General features: G+C 72.0%; 21 protein-coding genes. 8 read left to right on the top strand and 13 right to left on the bottom strand.

Annotated elements, in window-relative coordinates; all coding sequences use genetic code 11:
• Positions 1-72 precede the first annotated feature (72 nt).
• Entirely contained in the window at positions 73-1,488 is a 1,416-nt protein-coding gene (locus tag HAV39_RS21720) for a DUF2637 domain-containing protein (protein WP_191841001.1), read from the bottom strand.
• 230 nt (positions 1,489-1,718) lie between these two features.
• On the opposite strand from HAV39_RS21720, the gene HAV39_RS21715 reads away from it, so the two are divergent.
• The 5 genes from HAV39_RS21715 to HAV39_RS21695 all read left to right on the top strand — a co-directional run bounded on the left by HAV39_RS21715 (position 1,719) and on the right by HAV39_RS21695 (position 5,845).
• Complete coding sequence (locus HAV39_RS21715; RefSeq protein WP_191841000.1) at positions 1,719-2,291, top strand: TetR/AcrR family transcriptional regulator; 573 nt, start codon at positions 1,719-1,721, stop codon at positions 2,289-2,291.
• 437 nt (positions 2,292-2,728) lie between these two features.
• On the top strand, positions 2,729-3,487 hold the full coding sequence (gene ddaH / locus HAV39_RS21710) for a dimethylargininase (protein WP_191840999.1): 759 nt from the start codon (positions 2,729-2,731) through the stop codon (positions 3,485-3,487).
• Between the two features lie 47 nt (positions 3,488-3,534).
• Positions 3,535-4,461, top strand: coding sequence for a TIGR04222 domain-containing membrane protein (locus HAV39_RS21705; RefSeq protein WP_239120105.1), 927 nt, complete (start codon positions 3,535-3,537; stop codon positions 4,459-4,461).
• Positions 4,458-5,297: an MbnB/TglH/ChrH family RiPP precursor modification enzyme gene (locus tag HAV39_RS21700; protein WP_191840997.1), complete on the top strand. Its 840-nt coding sequence runs from the start codon at positions 4,458-4,460 to the stop codon at positions 5,295-5,297. Before HAV39_RS21705 ends, HAV39_RS21700 begins: the two co-directional genes overlap by 4 nt.
• A complete protein-coding gene (locus HAV39_RS21695; protein WP_239120107.1) occupies positions 5,294-5,845 on the top strand; it encodes an SCO6045 C-terminal-like domain-containing protein in 552 nt (183 codons plus the stop codon). The genes HAV39_RS21700 and HAV39_RS21695 overlap by 4 nt, the downstream gene beginning before the upstream one ends.
• Positions 5,846-5,956: 111 nt before the next feature.
• On the opposite strand, the gene HAV39_RS21690 is transcribed toward HAV39_RS21695, so the two are convergent.
• The 3 genes from HAV39_RS21690 to HAV39_RS21680 all read right to left on the bottom strand — a co-directional run bounded on the left by HAV39_RS21690 (position 5,957) and on the right by HAV39_RS21680 (position 9,150).
• Positions 5,957-7,852: an ABC transporter ATP-binding protein gene (locus HAV39_RS21690; protein ID WP_191841134.1), complete on the bottom strand. Its 1,896-nt coding sequence runs from the start codon at positions 7,850-7,852 to the stop codon at positions 5,957-5,959.
• A gap of 272 nt (positions 7,853-8,124) precedes the next feature.
• On the bottom strand, positions 8,125-8,877 hold the full coding sequence (locus tag HAV39_RS21685; protein WP_191841133.1) for an enoyl-CoA hydratase/isomerase family protein: 753 nt from the start codon (positions 8,875-8,877) through the stop codon (positions 8,125-8,127).
• 45 nt (positions 8,878-8,922) lie between these two features.
• A complete protein-coding gene (locus HAV39_RS21680; RefSeq protein WP_120315961.1) occupies positions 8,923-9,150 on the bottom strand; it encodes a helix-turn-helix domain-containing protein in 228 nt (75 codons plus the stop codon).
• A gap of 137 nt (positions 9,151-9,287) precedes the next feature.
• Between HAV39_RS21680 and HAV39_RS21675 the strand changes: the two genes are divergently transcribed.
• The gene (locus HAV39_RS21675) at positions 9,288-10,601 is read left to right on the top strand and encodes a hypothetical protein (protein ID WP_239120109.1); all 1,314 of its coding nucleotides are present in this window, start codon (positions 9,288-9,290) and stop codon (positions 10,599-10,601) included.
• Positions 10,602-10,696: 95 nt separating this feature from the next.
• On the opposite strand, the gene HAV39_RS21670 is transcribed toward HAV39_RS21675, so the two are convergent.
• Positions 10,697-12,295, bottom strand: coding sequence for an ABC-F family ATP-binding cassette domain-containing protein (locus HAV39_RS21670; protein WP_191840996.1), 1,599 nt, complete (start codon positions 12,293-12,295; stop codon positions 10,697-10,699).
• A gap of 151 nt (positions 12,296-12,446) precedes the next feature.
• On the opposite strand from HAV39_RS21670, the gene ypfJ reads away from it, so the two are divergent.
• Positions 12,447-13,478, top strand: a complete 1,032-nt coding sequence (gene ypfJ, locus HAV39_RS21665; protein ID WP_191840995.1) for a KPN_02809 family neutral zinc metallopeptidase — start codon at positions 12,447-12,449, stop codon at positions 13,476-13,478.
• Between the two features lie 102 nt (positions 13,479-13,580).
• On the opposite strand, the gene HAV39_RS21660 is transcribed toward ypfJ, so the two are convergent.
• Entirely contained in the window at positions 13,581-14,213 is a 633-nt protein-coding gene (locus HAV39_RS21660; RefSeq protein WP_275413898.1) for an acVLRF1 family peptidyl-tRNA hydrolase, read from the bottom strand.
• Entirely contained in the window at positions 14,210-15,247 is a 1,038-nt protein-coding gene (locus HAV39_RS21655; protein WP_191840993.1) for an aminotransferase class V-fold PLP-dependent enzyme, read from the bottom strand. Before HAV39_RS21655 ends, HAV39_RS21660 begins: the two co-directional genes overlap by 4 nt.
• A 177-nt stretch (positions 15,248-15,424) precedes the next feature.
• Between HAV39_RS21655 and HAV39_RS21650 the strand changes: the two genes are divergently transcribed.
• The gene (locus HAV39_RS21650; protein WP_120315966.1) at positions 15,425-16,051 is read left to right on the top strand and encodes a TMEM175 family protein; all 627 of its coding nucleotides are present in this window, start codon (positions 15,425-15,427) and stop codon (positions 16,049-16,051) included.
• Between the two features lie 32 nt (positions 16,052-16,083).
• Here the strand turns inward: HAV39_RS21650 and HAV39_RS21645 are convergent, their stop codons facing one another.
• The 6 genes from HAV39_RS21645 to HAV39_RS21620 all read right to left on the bottom strand — a co-directional run bounded on the left by HAV39_RS21645 (position 16,084) and on the right by HAV39_RS21620 (position 20,642).
• Complete coding sequence (locus HAV39_RS21645) at positions 16,084-16,833, bottom strand: HAD family hydrolase (protein ID WP_191840992.1); 750 nt, start codon at positions 16,831-16,833, stop codon at positions 16,084-16,086.
• 4 nt (positions 16,834-16,837) lie between these two features.
• Positions 16,838-17,467, bottom strand: coding sequence for a LysE family transporter (locus HAV39_RS21640; RefSeq protein ID WP_120315968.1), 630 nt, complete (start codon positions 17,465-17,467; stop codon positions 16,838-16,840).
• A gap of 157 nt (positions 17,468-17,624) precedes the next feature.
• On the bottom strand, positions 17,625-18,365 hold the full coding sequence (locus HAV39_RS21635) for an N-acetyltransferase (protein ID WP_191840991.1): 741 nt from the start codon (positions 18,363-18,365) through the stop codon (positions 17,625-17,627).
• 125 nt (positions 18,366-18,490) lie between these two features.
• The gene (locus tag HAV39_RS21630) at positions 18,491-18,895 is read right to left on the bottom strand and encodes a metal-sulfur cluster assembly factor (protein WP_191840990.1); all 405 of its coding nucleotides are present in this window, start codon (positions 18,893-18,895) and stop codon (positions 18,491-18,493) included.
• Positions 18,895-19,347, bottom strand: a complete 453-nt coding sequence (gene sufU, locus HAV39_RS21625; RefSeq protein ID WP_120315971.1) for a Fe-S cluster assembly sulfur transfer protein SufU — start codon at positions 19,345-19,347, stop codon at positions 18,895-18,897. Before sufU ends, HAV39_RS21630 begins: the two co-directional genes overlap by 1 nt.
• Positions 19,348-19,349: 2 nt before the next feature.
• A complete protein-coding gene (locus HAV39_RS21620; protein WP_191840989.1) occupies positions 19,350-20,642 on the bottom strand; it encodes a cysteine desulfurase in 1,293 nt (430 codons plus the stop codon).
• Positions 20,643-20,645: the final 3 nt, after the last annotated feature.

Raw genomic sequence — 20,645 nt, 5'->3', positions numbered from 1 at the left:
ACGTGACTCAGGACACGCTGGTGAAGCCCCCCTTTGTGCGGGAAACCTCGCGGAAACGAAATCGATGCCTGCTCACGCCAGATCCGCGTCCACGCCGAAGGTGTCCCGCTGCCGAACTGCCTTGATCTGGTTGCGGGCCCAGTTCTCGCCCGGCGTGCGCCCGTACTCCCGGGCCGTCCACTCGCGGACGAAGGCCACGCTGACCGGCTCGCCGCGCGACTCCGCCTCGGCGATCATCCGCTGGACCGGTTCCTGGAGGTGGTTGAGCATGCCGCGCGAGGTGATCTCGCTGGTGTCGGACAGCGGCCGGTGGCCCATCGGCTCCCGGCCGGTCGGGGCGCTCAACACCGACTCCAGGGTGGCCCGCAGGTCCCGGCCCAGGATCGTGCCCCGCTCGTCGCGCTCGGGCACGAGGTCCTGGGACACCGGCTCCGGCTCCGGCTGGCGGGGCGCGGGCGGCGGCTCGGGCAGGACCTCCGGCTGCGGCGTGGGCTGGTAGACCGACTGGGGGGCGAACTGAGGCCCGGCCGGCTGGTGCCCGTTCTGGTGATGACCGTTCGGCTGGTGCCCGTTCTGGTGGTGCGGCACGGGCTGGTGGGGCATGGGCAGGTGCGACACCGGCGACCCGCCGCCCGGGGCCGTTCCCGAGCGCCAGCTCGCCGAGCGGGCCCGGCGCACCTCGGCACGGGCGTGCACCTCGACCAGCTTGGCCTGCTGCTCCTCGCGCACCAGCTGCGCGCCGTACAGACGGCGCTGGCGCTTGGCCTCGCGGGTGTCCTCCAGGTGCGTCAGCGCGTTGCGCACGCTGGGCCGCAATCCCTCCGCGGGCGGGTGCACGATCCAGGCGCGCCGGGCCGAGAACGTGGAGATCGGCGCGTAGAACCAGCGCTGGCCGAAGCGCGGGTAGCGGGTCTTGAGCGCCACCTCGTCGTCGTAGCCGGCCATGAACTGGTCGAGCAGCTCGTGGAACATCGCCATGCCCGCGAACGACAGGAACGCCAGGTAGAGGCCCGCCCAGATGGACCACTTGTCGCGCCCGTGCACGAAGTTCAGGGTCGCCGACACCGTCGCGGCGGCGAGCACGATCTTGTATGCCCGGCCGGGGTGCCGCCCGCGCTTGACCGCGACGAACGCCCACGCGCCGAAGGAGATGCTGATGCCGTCGAGGCTCAGCGGCACCAGGACGTTGGTCCAGTGGTTCCAGCCCATGACGTCGTTGGCGAAGCCGGTGAGGCCGATGAAGGACACGCCCATCACGGCGAGCCAGACCAGCAGCGTCGGGATCAGCGCGGCCAGGAAGAGGCCGGTGTCCTTGGCCTTGTCCGCACGGGTGGCGTACGCCCCCGGGTTGGCCAGCCGGATCCCCCGCCGCCGCCCGGCCGACCGCGCCAGCGGCACGCCGATCAGCAGGGAGATCGTCAGGATCGACACCACCAGCACCATCACCCACGTGTCGACGTAGGTCGTGGTCAACAGCTCCAGGTCCACAGCTCGTATCCTCCCCGGCACGCCGCAGACCATTGGCCTGCAACGTTTCGCACGGTGTCGCCTTACTGCCCCCGACGCTCAACGCACGCCGGCCGCGGAGGATTCTTCCATGCGGCGGTCACGCGCGCATTGCGTCGTAGATCTGCCATCATCGGCAGTGGCCGCCCCTACCAGGTGTCAAGCCGTACGTACGGATTGCATGTGCCGAGCCGACCTGCGAAGATCGGCATGTGCCCAGGGTGAGTCAGGATCAGCTCGACGCGCGCCGCCACGAGATCCTCGCCGCGGCCCGCGCCTGCTTCGCCCGCTACGGCTACGAGGGCGCCACCGTGCGCCGCCTGGAGCAGGCGACCGGGCTGTCCCGGGGCGCGATCTTCCACCACTTCCGCGACAAGGACTCGCTGTTCCTGGCCGTCGCCGAGGACGACGCGGTCGAGATGGCCGCCACCGTCGCCGCGAACGGCCTGGTGCAGGTGATGCGGGACCTGCTGGCCCATGCCCAGGACCCCGACGCGGCCGGCTGGCTGGGCACGCAGCTGGAGGTGGCCCGGCGGCTGCGCACCGACCCGGCGTTCGCCAAGCGCTGGGCGCAGCACAGCGAGGCGATCGACACGGCGACCCGCGAGCGCCTGCAGCGCCAGGCGAGCGCAGGCGTGCTGCGCGAGGACGTGCCGCTGGACGTGCTGGCGCACTTCCTGGAGCTGGCGTACGACGGGCTGGTCAAGCGGCTGGCGATGGGCGGCTCGGCCGACGACTTCGGCCCGGTGCTGGACCTGATCGAGGAGACCGTGCGCCGCCGCTGAGCGGATTCGGATTTCCGGGCCCGAACGTGACGAAACCCGGGGGTTCCGCGCGGGTGCGCGGGCCGGCTGGACAAACCGGACATTCCCCCGGGAATCGGGTGGCTCCCTTGGATTCGCCAGGGCCGCTGACACACGGCCTCGACGCTCCAGTCGAACCTTCAGGTATCGACAGAAGTGCAGTCGATGACAGCCGCCTAGCGGGCAGCCACCTCACGTGTCCTGTAGCTACTCAAAGCTGGACCACCTCCTTTCCCGTGTACCGCCGACATTAGTCACGAGATCCACCCATCGACAAGATATTTTCAAGCGAGCTTTCGGGCGCTACAGTGCCGCCCCATGGGCGCCCTCAAACCTTGGCATCTGATCCTCGGCGGCACCGTCTGCTGCGCCACCGTGGTGGTGGTAGCGCTGGTGCTGTTCCTGGTACTCCGTAAGAAATGAGAACCGCCCTGGTCCGCGAGCCCAGTTCCCGGCTCGCCGACGGCATCGTCACCCACATCGGCCGCAGCGACGTCGACCTGTCCCTGGCCCGCGCCCAGCACGTCGCGTACGCCGACGCGCTGGCCTCGGCCGGCTGGGAGGTCTACCCCGCCCCGGCCGCCGACGACTGCCCGGACTCGGTGTTCGTCGAGGACGCGGTGGTGGTCGTCGACGACCTCGCCGTGCTGACCCACCCCGGGGCCCCGGCCCGCCGGGGCGAGATCAGCGGCGTCGAGCAGGCCATGCGGGAACTGGGCCTGCGCACCGCGCGCATCGCGGCGCCGGGCACCCTGGAGGGCGGCGACGTGCTCCAGGTCGGCGCGACCGTCTACGTCGGACGCGGCGGGCGCACCAACGCCGAGGGCATCCGGCAGTTGCGGGCGCTGCTCGCGCCGCTGGGGCGCACCGTCGTCCCGGTGCCGCTGGGCGAGGTGCTGCACCTGAAGTCCGCGGTGACCGCGCTGCCCGACGGCACCTTCCTGGCCCTGCCGCACCTGGTGCCGACCGGGCTGTTCCCCGCGGTGCGACCGGTCGAGGAGGAGGGCGGCTGCCACGTGGTGCCGCTCGGCGGCGACCGGGTGCTGCTGGCCGCGTCCGCGCCGCGTACCGCGGAGCTGCTGGCCGATCTGGGGTATCTGCCGGTCGTGGTGGACATCGGCGAGTTCGAGAAGCTCGAAGGCTGCGTCACCTCCCTGAGCGTCCTGGTCTCCCGCTGATTGCGGCCATGGTCCATCATGAGGGCTCCCTCGTCGAAGGAGCTCCCGTGGCGGACACCTGGGGCATCTCTGGCCCCACCTTCCTGATGCTGTTCGCGGTGGCCGCGGCGGTGGTCCTGGTGGGCACGCTCGTCCACCGGTCCCGCCTGTTCGCCGGCCCCGCCCAGGTCCGCGTGGACCAGCTGTCGCCGCAGCACACGGCCTACCTCAACGGCGGCGCGGCGCTGGCGGTGTACTCGTCGCTGACCTTCCTGCGCCAGAGCGGCGTCGTCGCGGCCGACGAGGCCGGTCGGCTCACCCGCACCGGCGGGCTGCCGCCCGGCGGGAGCCCGCTGGACGCCGCGGTGCTGCACGCGGTGGGCAACGGGCTGCGCACCAAGGACCTGCACACCGACCGCTCGGTGGCCGAGGCGCTGGCCGCCATCGGCGAGGACCTGCGGCGCGGCGGCCTGACCGTCGGCCCCGACGTGATGTCCCGGGCCCGGCGCGGCCCGCTGCTGCTGCTCGCCCTGTTCGCGGTCGGCGTGGTCCGGATCATCGCCGGGATCGGCAACGACCGCCCGGTGACCTTCCTGGTGCTGCTCGTCATTCCGATCGGCATCCTCGGCCTGGTGCTGTTCGCGCGCAGGCCGCGCCGCACCAAGGCCGCCGAGAACGCGCTGCTCCAGGCCAAGCGCCACTTCAACCACCTGCGACCCGCGTCGCGGCCCGCCTGGAACACCTACGGGCCGGCGCAGACCGCACTCGCCGTCGGCCTGTTCGGCACCGCCGTGCTGTGGGCCGCCGACCCGGGCTTCGCCGGGGAGACCCAGATCCCCGAGCGGGACGACACCAGCGGCGCGTACGGACCGTTCTACAGCGGCTCCGACACCGGCGGATCGAGCAGCGGCGACAGCGGCGGCTCGTCCTGCAGCAGCGGCTCCTCCTGCGGCGGCGGGGGTGGCTGCGGCGGCGGAGGCGGGTGCGGCGGATGACCCCGCTGGCCGGACGGGGCGTCGGCATCGGCTGGCGCCCCGAGATCTCCGGCTTCGTCGCCGAGCTGCCCGGCCTGCGTTTCGTCGAGGTCATCGCCGAATCGCTGCCGCACTCCGGCGAACCGCCCGAGGCGCTGGCGAAGCTGCTGGCCTCGGGCGTCGCCGTGGTGCCGCACGGCGTGAAGCTGTCCCTCGGCGGAGCCGAACCGGTCGACCCGCACCGGGTGGAACACCTGGCCCAGGCCGCCCGCGCCGTCAACGCGCCGCTGGTCAGCGAGCACATCGCGTACGTACGCGCGGGCGGCGTCGAGGCCGGTCACCTGCTGCCGCTGCCGCGCAGCCGCGAGGCCGTCGACGCGGTGGTCGCCAACGTCGCGCGCACCACCGCCGAGCTCGACGTGCCGCTGGCACTGGAGCCGATCGCCGCGCTGTTCGAGTGGCCCGACGACGAGCTGACCGAGGCCGAGTTCCTGACCGAGATCCTGGAACGCACCGACGCGCTGCTGCTGCTCGACATCGCCAACGTGTACGCCAACGCGCTCAACCGCGGCGAGGACCCGGCCGAGCTGCTGGCCCGGCTCCCGCTGGAGCGCATGGCGTACGTCCACGTCGCCGGCGGCCGGATCCATGAGGGGCGTTACCACGACACGCACACCGACCCGGTGCCCGGCGAGGTCCTGGAGCTGCTGGGCGAGCTGTGCGCCCGGCAGCGCCCGCCCGCGATCCTGCTGGAGCGCGACGGTCACTACCCGCCCGCCGCGGCCCTGCGCGCCGAGCTGGACGCCCTGTCCGCCGCGACCGGCTACCCCGCGATCACCGGAGCCCCGACCAGATGACCGGCGACACGGACCTCGGCAGCGCGGATGCCGGCACTGCTCCGCACGGTGCCGTGGAGGTCGGCACTGCTCCGCACGGTGCCGTGGAGGTCGGCACTGCTCCGCGCGGTGCCGTCGGCGGGGGGCTCGCGCGGCGGCAGGAGGAGCTGGTCCGCGCGCTGGTCGCCGGGGCCGGTCTGCCCGCGGGCTTCGACGCCGCAGCAGTGGCCGCGACCCAGGCCGCGCTGCTGCGCAAGCGGGCCGAGGACGTCGCACGCACGTGGCCCCGCCTGGCCGCGTCAGCGGGCCCGGGACAGTGGGCGCGGACGTTCTCGGCATGGGCTGCGGGACGCCCGCCGCAGGGCTCGCTGCGCGACGGCTGGGACTACGCCCGAGCCCGCCCGCCCCGCGACGCGGCGGCCGCCCGCGAACTCGCCCTCCGTGAGCTGCTGTGGGCGTACGACGGCGAAACTGCGCCCCGGCCACGCCGCGGCCCGGCCGCCCGCCTCCACAACGGTGAGCTGCACCTGCGCTGGCGCGGCCGCACCCGCACCTACCGCCCCCGCTGACCCCGCCCGGCCGCACCCGAAGGTGATCACGGTGGCGGGGTGGCGACACGCCGTCGAACCCGTCCTCAAGTTCATGATCAACGCGACGGGTGAGGGCCGGCGGGGCGTGGGTCAGGCGGGGGTGTCGGCCAGGCGGGGGGAGTCGGTGGTGGCGAACTGGGTGCGGTAGAGGTCGGCGTAGAGGCCGCCGGAGGCGAGCAGTTGTTCGTGGGTGCCGCGTTGGACGATGCGGCCGTCGTCGAGGACGAGGATCTGGTCGGCCTCGCGGACGGTGGACAGGCGGTGGGCGATGACCAGGGCGGTGCGGCCGGCCAGGGCGGTGGACAGGGCCTGCTGGACGGCGGCTTCGCTCTCGGAGTCCAGGTGGGCGGTGGCCTCGTCGAGGATGACGATGGAGGGCGCCTTGAGGAGCAGGCGGGCGATGGCGATGCGCTGCTTCTCGCCGCCGGAGAAGCGGTAGCCCCGCTCGCCCACCACGGTGTCCAGGCCGTCGGGGGTGGCCCGGACCAGGGTGTCGATCTGCGCGGCGGCCAGCGCGGCCCACAGCTCGTCGTCGGTGGCGTCGGGCTTGGCGTAGCGCAGGTTCTCCGCGATGGTCTCGTGGAACAGGTGGGCGTCCTGGGTGACCACGCCGATGCTGTCGCGCAGCGACTGCAGCGTGGCGTCGCGTACGTCGACGTCGCCGACGAGCACCGCGCCGTCGGTGACGTCGTACATCCGGCTCACCAGCATCGAGGTGGTCGACTTGCCCGCGCCGGAGCTGCCGACCAGGGCCACCATCTGGCCGGGCTCCACGGTGAACGAGACGCCGCGCAGCACCGGCGCGGTCGCGGTGCGCTCCAGCGTCGCCACGTCCTCCAGGGAGGCCAGCGAGATCTCGGCGGCGGTCGGGTAGCGGAAGGCCACGTCCCGGAACTCGATCTTCGAGGAACCCCGGGGCACGTCGACCGCGCCGGGCTTCTCCGCGATCGCGGGCGGCAGGTCGAGGACCTCGAAGACCCGGTCGAAGGAGACCAGCGCGCCCATCACGTCGATGCGTACGTTCGACAGCGCGGTGATCGGCCCGTAGAGCCGCGTCAGCAGCAGCGCCAGGGCGACGACGTCGCCGGCGTCGAGCGTGCCCCGCACCGCGTACCAGCCGCCCAGTCCGTAGACCAGGGCCTGGGCGAGCGCCGCGACCAGCATCATGGCCGCGAAGAAGGTGCGGGAGTACATCGCGCTCTGCACACCGATGTCGCGCACCCGCCCGGCCCGCTCGGCGAAGCGGCCGGACTCGGTCTCGGGCCGGCCGAACAGCTTCACCAGCAGCGCCCCGGCCACCCCGAACCGCTCGGTCATGGTGGCGTTCATCTTCGCGCCGAGGTCGTACGACTCCTTGGTGATCTCGGCCAGGCGGTGGCCCACCCGCCGCGCGGGCAGGATGAACACCGGCAGCAGGATCAGCGACAGCACGGTGATCTGCCACGACAGGGTGAGCATGACGACCACGGTGAGCACGAGCTGGATGAGGTTGCCGACGACGCCGGACAGCGTCGAGGTGAACGCGCGCTGCGCGCCGAGCACGTCGCCGTTGAGGCGGCTGACCAGCGCGCCGGTCTGCGCCCGGGTGAAGAACTGCACCGGCATGCGCTGCACGTGGTCGTACACCTGGGTGCGCAGGTCGTAGATGAGGCCCTCGCCGATGCGGGCCGAGTAGAACCGTTCCGCCAGCGACAGCACGGCACTGACCACGGCCAGCAGCGCGATCACCACCGCGATCGTGATGACGGTCCGGCCGGCGTCGGGGGACATCACCCCGGTCTTCGGGGTGATCGCGCTGACGACCTTGCCTGCCAGCAGCGGCGTGGCCACGCCGATGACCGCGCCGACGACGATGGTGACCAGGAAGAACGCGATCTCCCGGCGGTACGGCCGGGCGAAGGAGAGAATCCGCTTCGCGGTGGGCTTGCCGATCTTGCGGTTCTCGACGCTCTGCCCCCGGCGCATGGACCGCATCAGCGACTCCATACCGCCGCCCGCACCCGGATAACTCACCGGTGAACCTCCCGCTGTGAAAGAACTGACGTGCCGCTCAACGTGCCGTGCCGAACGAAAATTCCTTAGCCCGGCTCATTAACTATTCCGCTGGGCAGACAATGGCACACGACCGGGTGCCGCCCGCTCACCGGAAAGGAGAGGACGGCCGTCTTTCCACCATGGCGAATCAGCCACTGGTATGACGCCCGAAAGAGTGGCTCAGGGTGCGGGAAAGGGATGGCGGAACCGATACCGCCGGAAAATCACTCGCCCAGGCCGGCCAGGTCGCGGATGCGGCGGGTCTGCGCCTCGCGCTCCGCGCGCTCCTGCTCGGCGAAGCCCCGGCCGCTCGCGGCGGCCAGCAGGGCCTTGATCTCGACGACCGCGTCGCGCGGGGCCGCCAGCACCGCGTTGGCCAGATCGGCCGCGGCCGCGTCCAGCTCGTCGCGCCCGACCACGAGGTTGACCAGGCCGATCCGGTCCGCCTCGGCGGCGTTGACCCGGCGGCCCGTCACGCACAGCTCCAGGGCGCGGGCATAACCGACGAGCTCGACCAGGCGCTTGGTGCCGGTGAGGTCCGGCACGAGCCCCAGCGTCACCTCCGCCATCGCGAAAAGGGCGTCGTCGGCGGCGATCCGCAGGTCACAGGCCAGCGCGAGCTGGAAGCCCGCGCCGATGGCGTGGCCCTGCACCGCGGCGATGGTGACCAGGTCGGGTCGGCGGAGCCAGGAGAAGGCCTGCTGGAAACCGGCGATCCGGTCCGCGCACTCCTCCGGGCTGACGGTGGCGAGCTGCTGGAACTCGCCGCCCTGCACCACTTTCAGGTCGAGGCCCGCGGAGAAGGACCGCCCTTCCCCGCGTACGACCACGACGCGCACATCGCCGGCGAGCCCCCGTGCGGCTTCCGCGAGACCTGCCCAGAGCTCAGGCGTCTGCGCGTTGCGCACCTCCGGGCGGTCCAATGTCACCGTCGCGACCGGACCGTCCTGGCTGATGCGAAAGCCGGCCGCTGCCATCTCAGACATCAACCGGCTCCCCTTGCTCGGCGTGGCGCGGGCGAATCATGCCTTCTTGCGCCGACGGGCTCCGCCGCGCTGACGCAGCGCGACTCCGGACTCGGTGAGCACGCGGTGGATGAATCCGTACGAACGGCCAGTCGACGCGGCCAGCGCGCGGATGGACTCACCCGACGTGTAGCGCTTCACGAGGTCCTTGGCGAGCGTCTGGCGTTCGGTCCCGACGATCCGGCGACCCTTCTCGGTGGTGGTAGCTGTGCCGGTGGCTGCCATGTTGAAATCCTCACGTCCCGGACGATGCGGTTTGCGGTCCAACCTATTAGACCGCCTCCGACGATCATGCGCTAGATATCAATTCCACGCCAACCGACACGCACGGTGCTGTCGGGTACCCGATAGCGTGTCTCGCCGTGACCACCGTCGACCCCCTGAGCACCCGCAACCGCGAACGCCGAGACCTGTTCGGCTGGTTCGTGCTGGTGAGCATCGGCCTGCTCGCGACCTGGCTGGCGGTGCGCGCCGGGGCCCGGCTGGGCACCGCGAGCGCGCCGTTCCTGGGCCGCTACCGCTTCGAACTGTCGCCGATGTCGTTGCTGGCGCCCGTCGTCGCGACGGCGGTGCTCGGCGCTGCCTGGCGCGGCTGGATCCATCGACTGCCGTGGCGGGCGGTCAGCGCCGGGGCGACGGTGGCGTTCTTCGCCTGGGCCGTCTCGCTCGCCCTCGTCGACGGCGCCGACGGGCTGACCCGGTCGCTGACCCCGGACAGCTACCTGGGCGACGTGCAGGAGGTCGGCGACGACCCGCTCGCGTACCTGCGCAGCTTCACCGACCGGTCGGCCGAGCACACCGCGGCCACCCGGGGGCATCCGCCCGCGCCGGTGCTGGTGCTGTGGGCCGTGCAGCGGCTCGGGATCACCGACCATCTCGCGCTGGGCTTGCTGGTGACCGCCGTCGGGGCGCTGTCGGTGCCGATGGTGCTGGCCGCGGTGCGCGACATGAGCGGCGAGGCCGCCGCGCGGCCGTACGCGCCGGTGCTGGCGCTCGCGCCGTACGCGGTGTGGACCGCGGTGTCGATGGACGCCGTGGTGGCCACCATCGGCGCGGCGATGACGCTGGCCGGGGTGCGGGCCACCCGCCGCCACGGCTGGCGCGCCGCGGCCTGGGCGGTGCTGGCCGGGCTGCTGCTGGGCACGGCGGCGCTGTTCTCGTACGCCGTGGCATGGCTCGGGCTGTCCGTGGTGTTCCTGAACTTCGCCCGCCGCCGGGCCGCCCTGAACATGTTCGCCGGACTCGGCGTGCTGCTGCCGGTGCTCGGCGCGGCGAAACTGGGCTTCGCCTGGACGGACGGGCTCGGCACGGCGTACGCCGACTTCGCCCAGCGCATCGAGCCGCACCGGTCCGCGCTGTGGTGGGGCCTGATCAGCGTGTGCGCGCTGCTGCTGGCGGCCGGGCCGCCCATCTACGCGAGCCTGCGCAAGGTGCGCAACACCCCCGGCTGGCCGTTCCTGGTGGGCGCGTCCGGGGCGGTGCTGTTCTCGGTCGGCGCGGGGCTGGCGCGGGGCGGGGTGGAGCACGCGTGGCTGCCGTACTTCCCCTGGCTCACCATCGCCGCCGTCGCCCCCGAACGCCCCGCCGGCGACCCGGTGCCCGCCCCGCTGACCCTGGTCGCCGTAGGCGCCCTCTCCGCCATGCTCATCGAAGCCATGCTCTCAACACCCTGGTGACCGACCCGTTCAAGCGCGCAACTCTTGAAAAGTCGCGGCCACGGCGGGTGCCGGTGGCCGCGACTTCTAATGAGTTGGGAAAAGGGTGAGGCGGGTCAGGCGAGTTCGACGAGTTCGAGGAGGTCGTCGGACCAGGCGTCTTCGTCGCCGTCGGGGAGGAGGATGGCGCGGTCGGGCTTGAGGGCGGCGACGGCGCCGGGGTCGTGGGTGACCAGGACGATGGCGCCGGGGTAGCGGGCGATGGCGTCGAGCACCTGCTCGCGGCTGACCGGGTCGAGGTTGTTGGTGGGCTCGTCGAGCAGCAGCACGTTGGCGCCGGAGCAGACCAGGGTGGACAGCGCCAACCGGGTCTTCTCGCCACCGGACAGCACGCCCGCGGGCTTGTCCACATCGTCCCCGCTGAACAGGAACGCGCCCAGGATGCGGCGCAGCTCCGTGTCGGTCTGCTCGGGGGCGGCCGAGCGCATGTGGTCGAGGATGGTGCGCTCGACGTCGAGGGTCTCGTGCTCCTGGGCGTAGTAGCCCAGGCGCAGGCCGTGGCCCGCCTTGACCTCGCCGGTGTCCGGCTCCAGGATGCCCGCGAGCATGCGCAGCAGGGTCGTCTTGCCCGCGCCGTTGAGGCCCAGGATGACCACGCGGGAACCGCGGTCCACGGCGACGCTGACGTCGGTGAAGATCTCCAGCGAGCCGTACGACTTGGACAGCCCCTCGGCGGTCAGCGGGGTCTTGCCGCAGGCGGCTGGGGTCGGGAAGCGCACCTTGGCCACCTTGTCCGAGGCGCGCACCTCGTCCAGGCCGGCGATCATCTTCTCGGCCCGCTTGGCCATGTTCTGCGCCGCGATCGTCTTGGTGGCCTTGGCCCGCAGCTTGTCGGCCTGCGCCATGAGCGCGCCGGCCTTCTTCTCCGCGTTGGCCCGCTCGCGCTTGCGGCGGCGCTCGTCGGTCTCGCGCGCCTCCAGGTACGTCTTCCAGCCCATGTTGTACGCGTCGACGACCGAGCGGTTGGCGTCGAGATACCACACCTTGTTGACGACGGCCTCCAGCAGCGAGGCGTCGTGGGAGATGACGATCAGCCCGCCCTTGTGGCCGCCGAGGAAGCCGCGCAGCCAGGTGATGGAGTCGGCGTCGAGGTGGTTGGTGGGCTCGTCGAGCAGCAGGATGCCGCCGCCGGTCTCGGTGGCGTCGCGGAACAGGATGCGGGCCAGCTCGACGCGGCGGCGCTGGCCGCCGGAGAGCGTGCCCACGGTCTGCTGGAGCACCCGGTCGGGCAGGCCGAGGTTCGAGCAGATCCGGGCCGCCTCGGCCTCGGCGCCGTAGCCGCCGAGCGCGGAGAACTGGTCCTCGAGCTGGCCGTAGCGGCGCATGAAGCGCTCGTCGTCGGCGAGCTTGCCCTCCAGCTCCTTCATCTCGTTGCGCAGCACGTCCAGGCCGCGCGCGGAGAGCACCCGGTCGCTGGCGGTGATGCCGAGGTCGCCGGTGCGCGGGTCCTGCGGGAGGTAACCCACCGGCCCGCGAGTGTCGATCTTGCCGGCGTACGGGGTGCCCTCGCCGGCGAGGACCTTGAGCGTGGTGGTCTTGCCAGCCCCGTTGCGCCCGACGAGACCGATCCGGTCGCCGGGCTGCACGCGCAGGGTGGTGTCCCCCAGCAGGATGCGCGCACCAGCGCGCAGTTCCAGACCGGTGGCCGTGATCATGAATTGCTCCCAGGTCAGGGGTGGGCCACCGGGTGGCTTCGGAAGGAGCCTCCAGTCTACCGAGCGCCCCGACCCGCCCTGCCACGGCATTTACCCCTGGGACGGCCTGATTTGGGTGTGATTCGCCACAAAACTGCCTACGCTGGCGAACGTGAGCATCAACGAGAACGCCGAACTCGACCCGTCACAGGTCGAGGACATGCGTGGCGCCGGGGGCGGGCGCGGCGGCGGCGGCTTCAACTTCCCGCCCATGGGCGGCGGAGGCGGAGGCGGCGGCGGGATGGGCGGCGCGGGCTGCCTCGCCGGACTGCTGCCGTTGCTCATGCGCAGCAAGATCGGCATGGCGGTGCTGCTGGTCGGTGCCCTGTGCGTCGGTTTCCTGATCTGCACCGGCGGCGGCTCCAGCCTGTTCAGCGGCGTCGGCGGGTTGACCCCCGAGCAGCAGCAGGGCCAGCAGCCGGGCCCCAACGACGTCAACAGCAGCGCGCTGGCGCAGCAGTGTGACAAGTCGAACCCCAAGCGGTTCGACAACCCGGCCTGCCGCAACCTGCTCTACATCAACTCGATTCAGGCGTACTGGCGCTCGGCCATGCCGCAGTACCTCGGCCAGCCGTACCAGCCGGCGACCACGCGGTTCTTCACCGGCTCGGTCAACACCGCCTGCGGCCCGGCCACCGCCGGTGTCGGCCCGTTCTACTGCCCCGGCGACAACCACGTCTACATCGACCTGAGCTTCTACGACGAGCTGGCCAGCCGGTTCGGCGCCAAGGGCCAGTTCGCCCAGGCGTACGTGCTGGCCCACGAGTACGGCCACCACATCCAGACCCTGCTCGGCACCGAGGCGCAGGTGCGCCGGGCCCAGCAGCGCGACCCGGCCAACGCCAACAAGTACTCCGTGGCCATGGAACTGCAGGCCGACTGCTACGCCGGAGTGTGGGCCAACTCGGCCGCCAAGACCACCGACGCGACCGGCCAGCCGCTGTTCAAGTCCATCACCCAGCAGGACATCGACCAGGCCCTCGAAGCGGCCGCCGCGGTCGGCGACGACGCCATCCAGCAGAAGGCCACCGGCCGCATCAACCAGGAAGCCTTCACCCACGGCTCGTCCGAACAACGCCAGCAGTGGTTCAACCGCGGCTACACCACCGGCGACCCCCGCCAGTGCAACACCTTCGCCAGCTGACCGGGCGGGGCAGGCTTCAGATCATCCGACTTGCCAGGCAACCGGGCGTATCACGGTTCAAGATACGCCCGGTTGCCAGGCAAGTCGGATGATCTTTTGCGGTCAGGGGACCAGGTGGATGCGGATGGCGTGGGCGGCGGTCACCGCTTCGACGAGGATGGCGTGGCGGGGTTCGGGGACGTCGAGGAGGCGGTCGTGGCGCAGTGGGAGGAGGGGGGCGAGGCGGCGGTCGGTGAGGATCTCGTCGACGGTGCCGCGGTCGCCGCCGCAGACCAGGGCGGCCATGCTTTCCGTGTACGGCAGCAGGATGCGCGCGGCGATGTCGGCGGCGTCGCGGGCCGCACCGGACGCCTGGTTCTCCCGGCGGCGGGCGTAGCGCTGCTGCGACCAGCCGCCCGCGGCGGTGCGCCCCTGCACGTAGAACGTGTCCACCTTGGAACTGATCAGCTCGTCGCCGTCGGCGACGCCCACCGCGACGGCGTTGCGCCGGGCCAGCAGCAGCCCCAGCCGCCGCGGCTCGGCCAGCGCCGCCAGCAGCGCGTCCACGTCGGCGACCGGCCCGACGCCGGGCGGCGGCAGCAGCTCGGCGGTGTCGCCGTTGGCGGCCACGAGTTTCAGGCCCTCCTCCTGCGCGCCGTCGTGGCGCGAGTAGAAGCCGTCCAGCCAGCGACGCAGCCGCCGCGGTTCGACGTCGGCCCAGCGGCCCCCGCCCGCGGCGGGCTTGGCGACCATCAGCCCACCAGGGCGTTCAGCGCGGCGTCCACATCGGCCTGCGTGGTGTACGCGTGGAACGACGCCCGGATCCGGCCGTTGCGCACCGCCGTGCGGATGCCCGCGGCGGCCAGCTTGGCGTCCGCGCCGGGCACGTCCACGCTCACGATCGCGCTGTCGCCCGGCGGCAGGCCCAGCCCCGCCAGGAACCTGTTGGCCAGGCCGACGTCGTGGGCGTGGATGGCCGGCACGCCGATCTCCTCGACGACCTCCAGCGCGGGCGCGGTGCCGACCCAGGCCTGCCAGGCGGGCGAGATGTCGAAGGCGCGGGCGTCCTTGGCCAGCCGCAGCGGCATGCCGTAGTACGAGCTGTGCACGTCCTCACCCGCATACCAGTTGGCCGCCAGCGGCCGGGAACGCTCGCGCACCGCCGGGTTCAGGTAGACGAAACCCGTGCCGCGCGGCGACATCAGCCACTTGTAGGCGACGGTCACGACCACATCGGCCAGTGCGCCGTCGAAGGGCAGCCAGCCGCACGCCTGGGTGGCGTCCACGACGACCGTCGCACCCGCGGCGCGCGCCGCGGCGATGACCGCCGGGTAGTCCACGACCGTCCCGTCCGACGACTGCACCAGCCCGAACGAGACCACGTCGACGCTCGCGTCGATGCGCTCGGCGAGCCGGTCGGCCGGTGCGGTGCGCACGGTCACACCGCGGTCGGCGTGCACCGCCCACGGGAACACCGCCGAGGTGAACTCCAGCTCGGGGACCAGCACCGTCGCGCCGTCGGGCACGGCCGCGGCGACCGGGGCCAGCAGCTGCGACACCTGCGCGCCGACCGCGACGTCCGCCGCGTCGACCCCGATGATCCGGGCGTACGACTGGCGCGCCCGCTCGGTCGACTCGCCCCACCCTTCCCACGAGGTGCGGCCCGCCCGCCAGTCGGCGAGCGCCACCTGCAGGGCGTCCCAGGCCCGGTTCGGCGGCAGCCCGAAACTGGCCGTGTTCAGGTAGCCGGGCTCGGCGGACCACAGCGAGGCGAGGTCGATACTGTCCATGATTGGCAGTATTCCACCGGCCACGGGCGATCACCGCAGGCCAATACGCATGAGGTGGCATGGCGCGGTTCCGGCTCGTCGCGCGTGGCCGCGCGGCGGGCGCGGCTGTCCGGGCCGTCCCGCCGGGAAGCGTGCAAGCACCTGAGCTGACCAGGGCGGTTGTGGTACCCCAGAGGGATGCAGGAGTCGCGTTCGCTGGTCCGGCTGACCGCGTTCACCGACGGGGTCGTCGCGATCGCGCTGACCCTGCTGATCCTGCCGCTGGTCGACACCGCCCGGGACGCGCAGACCGAGACCGTCCGGGACCTCGTGCGCGAGCACGCCGGCGACTTCGCCGCCTTCGTGATGTCGTTCGTGGTGGTGTCGCTGTTCTGGATGGTGCACCGCCGGGTCTTCGACAACCTCGTCGACGTCGGCGAGGGCATCATGCTGCTCAACAGCCTGTGGCTGCTGGGCGTGGTGTTCCTCCCGGTGCCGACGGCGGTGCTGACCTACGAGGTGAACCAGGGGCGCGGCGCGACCCTGCTGTACATGGCCAACCTGGTCTTCATCGCGTTCAGCGGCCTGCTGCTGTCGATGCGTATCCGCGACCGGGTGCCCCTGCAGCGCCCCGGCCGGGCCGAGGCGGTGCAGCGGTCGGTGCGCCGTGGCGTGATCGCGACCAGCGCCATGGTGGCCACGCTGGTCGCCGCCCTGTTCCTGGCCAACCTGGCGCTGCCGCTCCTGGCGCTGATGCCCCTGATGCAGGCGGTGGCGGAGCGGCGCGCCCAGCGCCACAACAACCACGACGACCACCACCGCTGACACGCCGGAACCGGCGGGCGGCGGTGGCCTGTCTACAGCGCCTGCCGGAGCAGCGCCAGCAGCTCGGTGCCGTCGGCGACCACGGCGTCCGGCGTGTTCTCGCCGACCTCGCGCGGCTCGCCCTCGGGCATGAGGATGGCCGCGCCGGCCCCGGCCCGCCGGGCGCACACGATGTCGCGGTGCGGCTGGTCCCCGACATACCAGCAGTCGGCCGCGGCCACGTCCAGGTCCCGCGCGGCGGCCCAGATCATGCTCGGATGCGGCTTGTACACGCCCAGCTCGTCGCTGTAGATCTGGACGGCGATCGCGCCGGTCAGCCCGAACTCGTCGAGCGCCTCCCGGTGGGCCTGGCCGCAGGGGGTGTTGCTGACGACGGCGACCTGCATGCCCCGGCCCACCGTGAAGTCCAGCAGGTCGGCGATGCCCGGCCGCAGCCGCCAGTCGGACCGCCGCGCCCACTGCCGGGTCAGGTCGCTGGCGTGCACCAGCACCGTGGCCCTGGCCACGGCCGGCCACTCGACGGCGATGAGCTCCCCCCAGAGCTGCTCATGGCTGATCTCCAGGCACTCCTCGGTGTTCTCGCGCATCCGCGTGCGGGCTTTCTTCGCCTCGTCCAGCGCGTGGCGGATCTCGTCCTCGCCGACCACGCCGCCGGTGAGCCGGTGGACGCGCTGGACGAGTGCGGCGTGCCGATACGTGGAGTCCTCCGGCCGGGGTGACCGTCCGGATTCGACGATCACCCCACCGAAGTCGAGCAGCAGAGCAGAGGGGGTAGGCAGCATGGGGTTACTCTGCCACGACGAGTGCCACCGCGAGGACTGAGATCACCAGGCTGGACACCAGGGCGGTGACCAGGCGTCCCCGTGGCGTGGCGAGCACCCGGCCCACCAGCGCCCCGCCCGCCGCGACGGTCAGCTGCCAGCTGGCCGAGGCGAGGAAGGCGGCGGCCACGAACACCGCGCCCTCCGGGCCGGTGAGCCCGTCCATCGCCTGCCGCCCGCCGAGGACCAGCGCGCCGAAGTACACGATGGTCATCGGGTTGAGCAGGGTCAGCCCGAGCAGCGCCAGGAAGGCCCGGCCGGGGGTGTCCAGCAGCTTCGTCTCGCGGGCCCGGGCCGGGTCGCGGTAGTGGCGCACCGCCCCCACCGCGGTGTGGCCCGCGATGTAGAGCAGCACGACCACGGCGATCCAGCGCAGCGGGGTGGCGATCGGTTCGATCCAGCGGGCCAGGGCGGCTCCGCCGAGGACGGCGACAAGGGCGTAGATCCCGTCGGCGGCCGCCACACCCAGTGCGGCGGCGGCGCCGATCCGCAGTGAGGTGCGGGCGGTGAGGCTCATCAGCAACAGCGCGATCGCGCCGACGGGCACGGCTACGCCGTACCCGGCCAGCACGCCCGCCACGAGGGCGGCGGTCACGACTGCGGGCGGCTCGTTCCGGCCACGGGCCCACGCTGCTGTCGACGCCGTCCTTCCGCCGAAGCGGACAGGGGCGCGAGGCGCAGGCAGGTAGTCGTCATGCGCAACATTCTGGGCCCTCGCGATCCCGCCTGCGACCTGTTTTCCGATCGATGTCTCAGGCCCCGGTGCGGTGCCGGATCCACACGTTGGGCTCGACGTACACGGCCCAGTCGTGCTCGGCGTCGTTGTGCACCGGCGTCAGCGCCCTGGGCACGTGCACCGGCCCGGTGGTGTCGAACGGCAGCCCGGTCCACTCGCGCCATTCCGCGCAGGTGCCCGGGATGACCATCGAGCGGGGTGCGATCTTCTCGATGACGCCGCCGGCGCGCACGTGCACCCGCAGCCACGGGTCCACCGGCAGGCCGTCGTCGCGCGTGCGGTACGCGTACGACGTCATGGGTTCCGCAGGGTCCTTGGCCCCGTTGGGCCGCACCGGCGCGACCAGGTCGGTGAAGCCCAGCCGGGCCGCGTTGTCGCGCATCGCGGCCAGCATGACCGCGGACAGGCCGGTGCCCTGCCGGTCGGGCCGCACCGCGATCTCGATCGCGGAGACGATGTTCGGCTTGTCCCCCGCCACCCGGGCGCGCACGGCGCGGCGCAGCGCGCCGTCCCAGCCGTCGACCGGCAGTTCGTCACCCTCGGGCAGGAAGAAAGGCACACTGTGGCCCTTGGCGACGAGCCGGCCGGGTTCGTCCGGATCCTCGGCGACCAGGATGTACTCCGGCCACTCCTGGACGGCCAGGCCGTAGTACAGGTTCGAGATGGGGTCGTGGCGCATGAACTCCGGCCAGACCGTGGGCATGTCCCACAGGGCGTCGACGAGGTCGGGGCGTTGGTCGAGGGTGGCGATGTGCATGACCGCGAGCCTCCTCCGCCTGCCGGGAGTCGATCAACCGCATTATCCCGCGCGCCAGGTGACCTTCGAGCCGGGATGCGCGAAGGGCGTCCACCCCTGGGGTGGACGCCCTTCGAAGACGTCGGTCAGACGTTGAAGCCGAGCGAGCGGAGCTGGTCGCGGCCGTCGTCGGTGATCTTGTCGGGGCCCCACGGCGGCAGCCACACCCAGTTGATGCGCATGTCGTTCACCAGGCCGCCACCGGGGCCGGTGCACAGCGCGGCACGGGTCTGCTCCTCGATGACGTCGGTCAGCGGGCAGGCCGCCGAGGTCAGCGTCATGTCGAGGGTCGCGGTGTTCTCGTCGTCGATGTGCACGCCGTACACCAGGCCCAGGTCGACCACGTTGATGCCCAGCTCGGGGTCGACGACGTCCTTCATGGCCTCGCGGACCTCGTCCACCTCGGCCTTCTTGCCGGCCTTCGGCGCGGCGGGCGCGGTCTCGACGGGCGCGGCCTCCACGGCGCTGTCGACGATGTCGGTCTCGCTCATCACACTTCCTCCTTCTCGAGGGCGACGGCCTGCGCGACCGCGTCCTTCAACGCCATCCAGGACAGCAGCGCGCATTTGACCCGCGCGGGGTACTTGGCGACGCCGGCGAACGCGACCGCGTCCCCCAGCACCTCCTCGTCGGGCTCGACCTGGCCCTTGCCGCCCATCAGCTCGACGAACGCGGCGTGCACCGCGAGCGCGTCGTCGACCTTGCGGCCGTTCAGCAGCTCGTAGAGCACGCTCGCGGACGCCTGGCTGATGGAGCAGCCCTGGCCGTCGTACGAGATGTCGCTGATGGTCTCCCCGTCCAGGGCGACCCGGAGGGTGATCTCGTCGCCGCAGGTCGGGTTGACATGGTGCACGTCCGCTGCGAACGGCTCGCGCAACCCGCGCCCCTGCGGGCGCTTGTAGTGGTCCAGGATGATCTCCTGGTAGAGCTGGTCGAGCTGCATGGCTAAGCGAAGACCTTCCGCACCTGATCCAGGCCGCGCACGAGCGCGTCGACCTCGTCGGTCGTCGTGTAGAGGTAGAACGAGGCCCGGGTGAGCGCGGGCACGGAGAAACGGTCGCAGATCGGCTTGGCGCAGTGGTGGCCGACCCGCACCTGCACACCGAGCGAGTCGAGCACCTGGCCCACGTCGTGCGGATGGATCCGGTCCAGCGTGAACGAGATGGTCGCGCCGCGTCCCACCGGCACCTTCGGGCCGTAGATGCGCAGGCCCGGCACGGTGTCCAGGGCGTCAAGCGCGTACGCCGTCAGCTCCTTGTCGTGCCACGCCACCGCGTCCATGCCGACCGCGTTCAGGTAGTCGATCGCGGCGCCCAGCCCGACCGCCTGCGCGATCGGCGGAGTGCCCGCCTCGAACCGGGCCGGGGCGGGGGCGAACGTCGAGCCGGTCATCTTCACCGTCTCGATCATCGACCCGCCGCCCAGGAACGGCGGCATCGCGTTGAGCAGCTCACCGCGGCCCCACAGCACGCCGATGCCGGTCGGGGCCAGCATCTTGTGCCCGGTGAACGCGATGAAGTCCACGTCGTAGTCGACGACGTCCATCGGCAGGTGCGGCACCGACTGCGAGCAGTCGAGCATCAGCAGCGCGCCTACCTCGCGCACCCGCGCGGTGATCCGCGCGGTGGCGTTGACGGTGCCGAGCACGTTCGACATGTGCACGATCGAGACGATCTTCGTGCGCTCGTTGACCAGCTCGTCGAGGTTCGACTCGTCGAGGCGGCCGGACTCGGTGAGGCCGAACCACCGCAGCGTCGCGCCGGTGCGCTCGCAGAGCAGCTGCCACGGCACGATGTTCGAGTGGTGCTCCATCTCCGAGATCACGATCTCGTCGCCGGGGCCGAGCCGGAAGCGCGGGTCCCGCGCGTGCGGGCCGAACGCGTGCGCGACCAGGTTCAGCGACTCGGTGGCGTTCTTGGTGAACACCACCTCGTCCACGCTCGGCGCGTTGATGAACGCGGCGACCTTGGCTCGCGCGCCCTCGTACGCCTCGGTCGACTCGGTGCCCAGCGTGTGCACCGAGCGCGCCACATTGGCGTTGTGCTCGGCGTAGTACCGGGCGACCGCGTCGATGACCTGGCGCGGCTTCTGCGAGGTGTTGCCGCTGTCGAGGTAGACGAGCGGGTGACCGTTGACCTCCCGGCCCAGGATCGGGAAGTCGGCGCGCACGCGCTCCACGTCGAAGCGCGGCTTGTCGTCGTACTGCGGCATCCCGGCCGGGATGGTCATGGCGGTCATCGT

The organism is Catellatospora chokoriensis (genome assembly GCF_011297315.1).
GTDB classification, from domain to species: domain Bacteria; phylum Actinomycetota; class Actinomycetes; order Mycobacteriales; family Micromonosporaceae; genus Catellatospora; species Catellatospora citrea.
The sequence above is the reverse complement of the archived record's forward strand: the minus strand, read 5'-3'. Positions and strand labels throughout refer to the sequence as shown.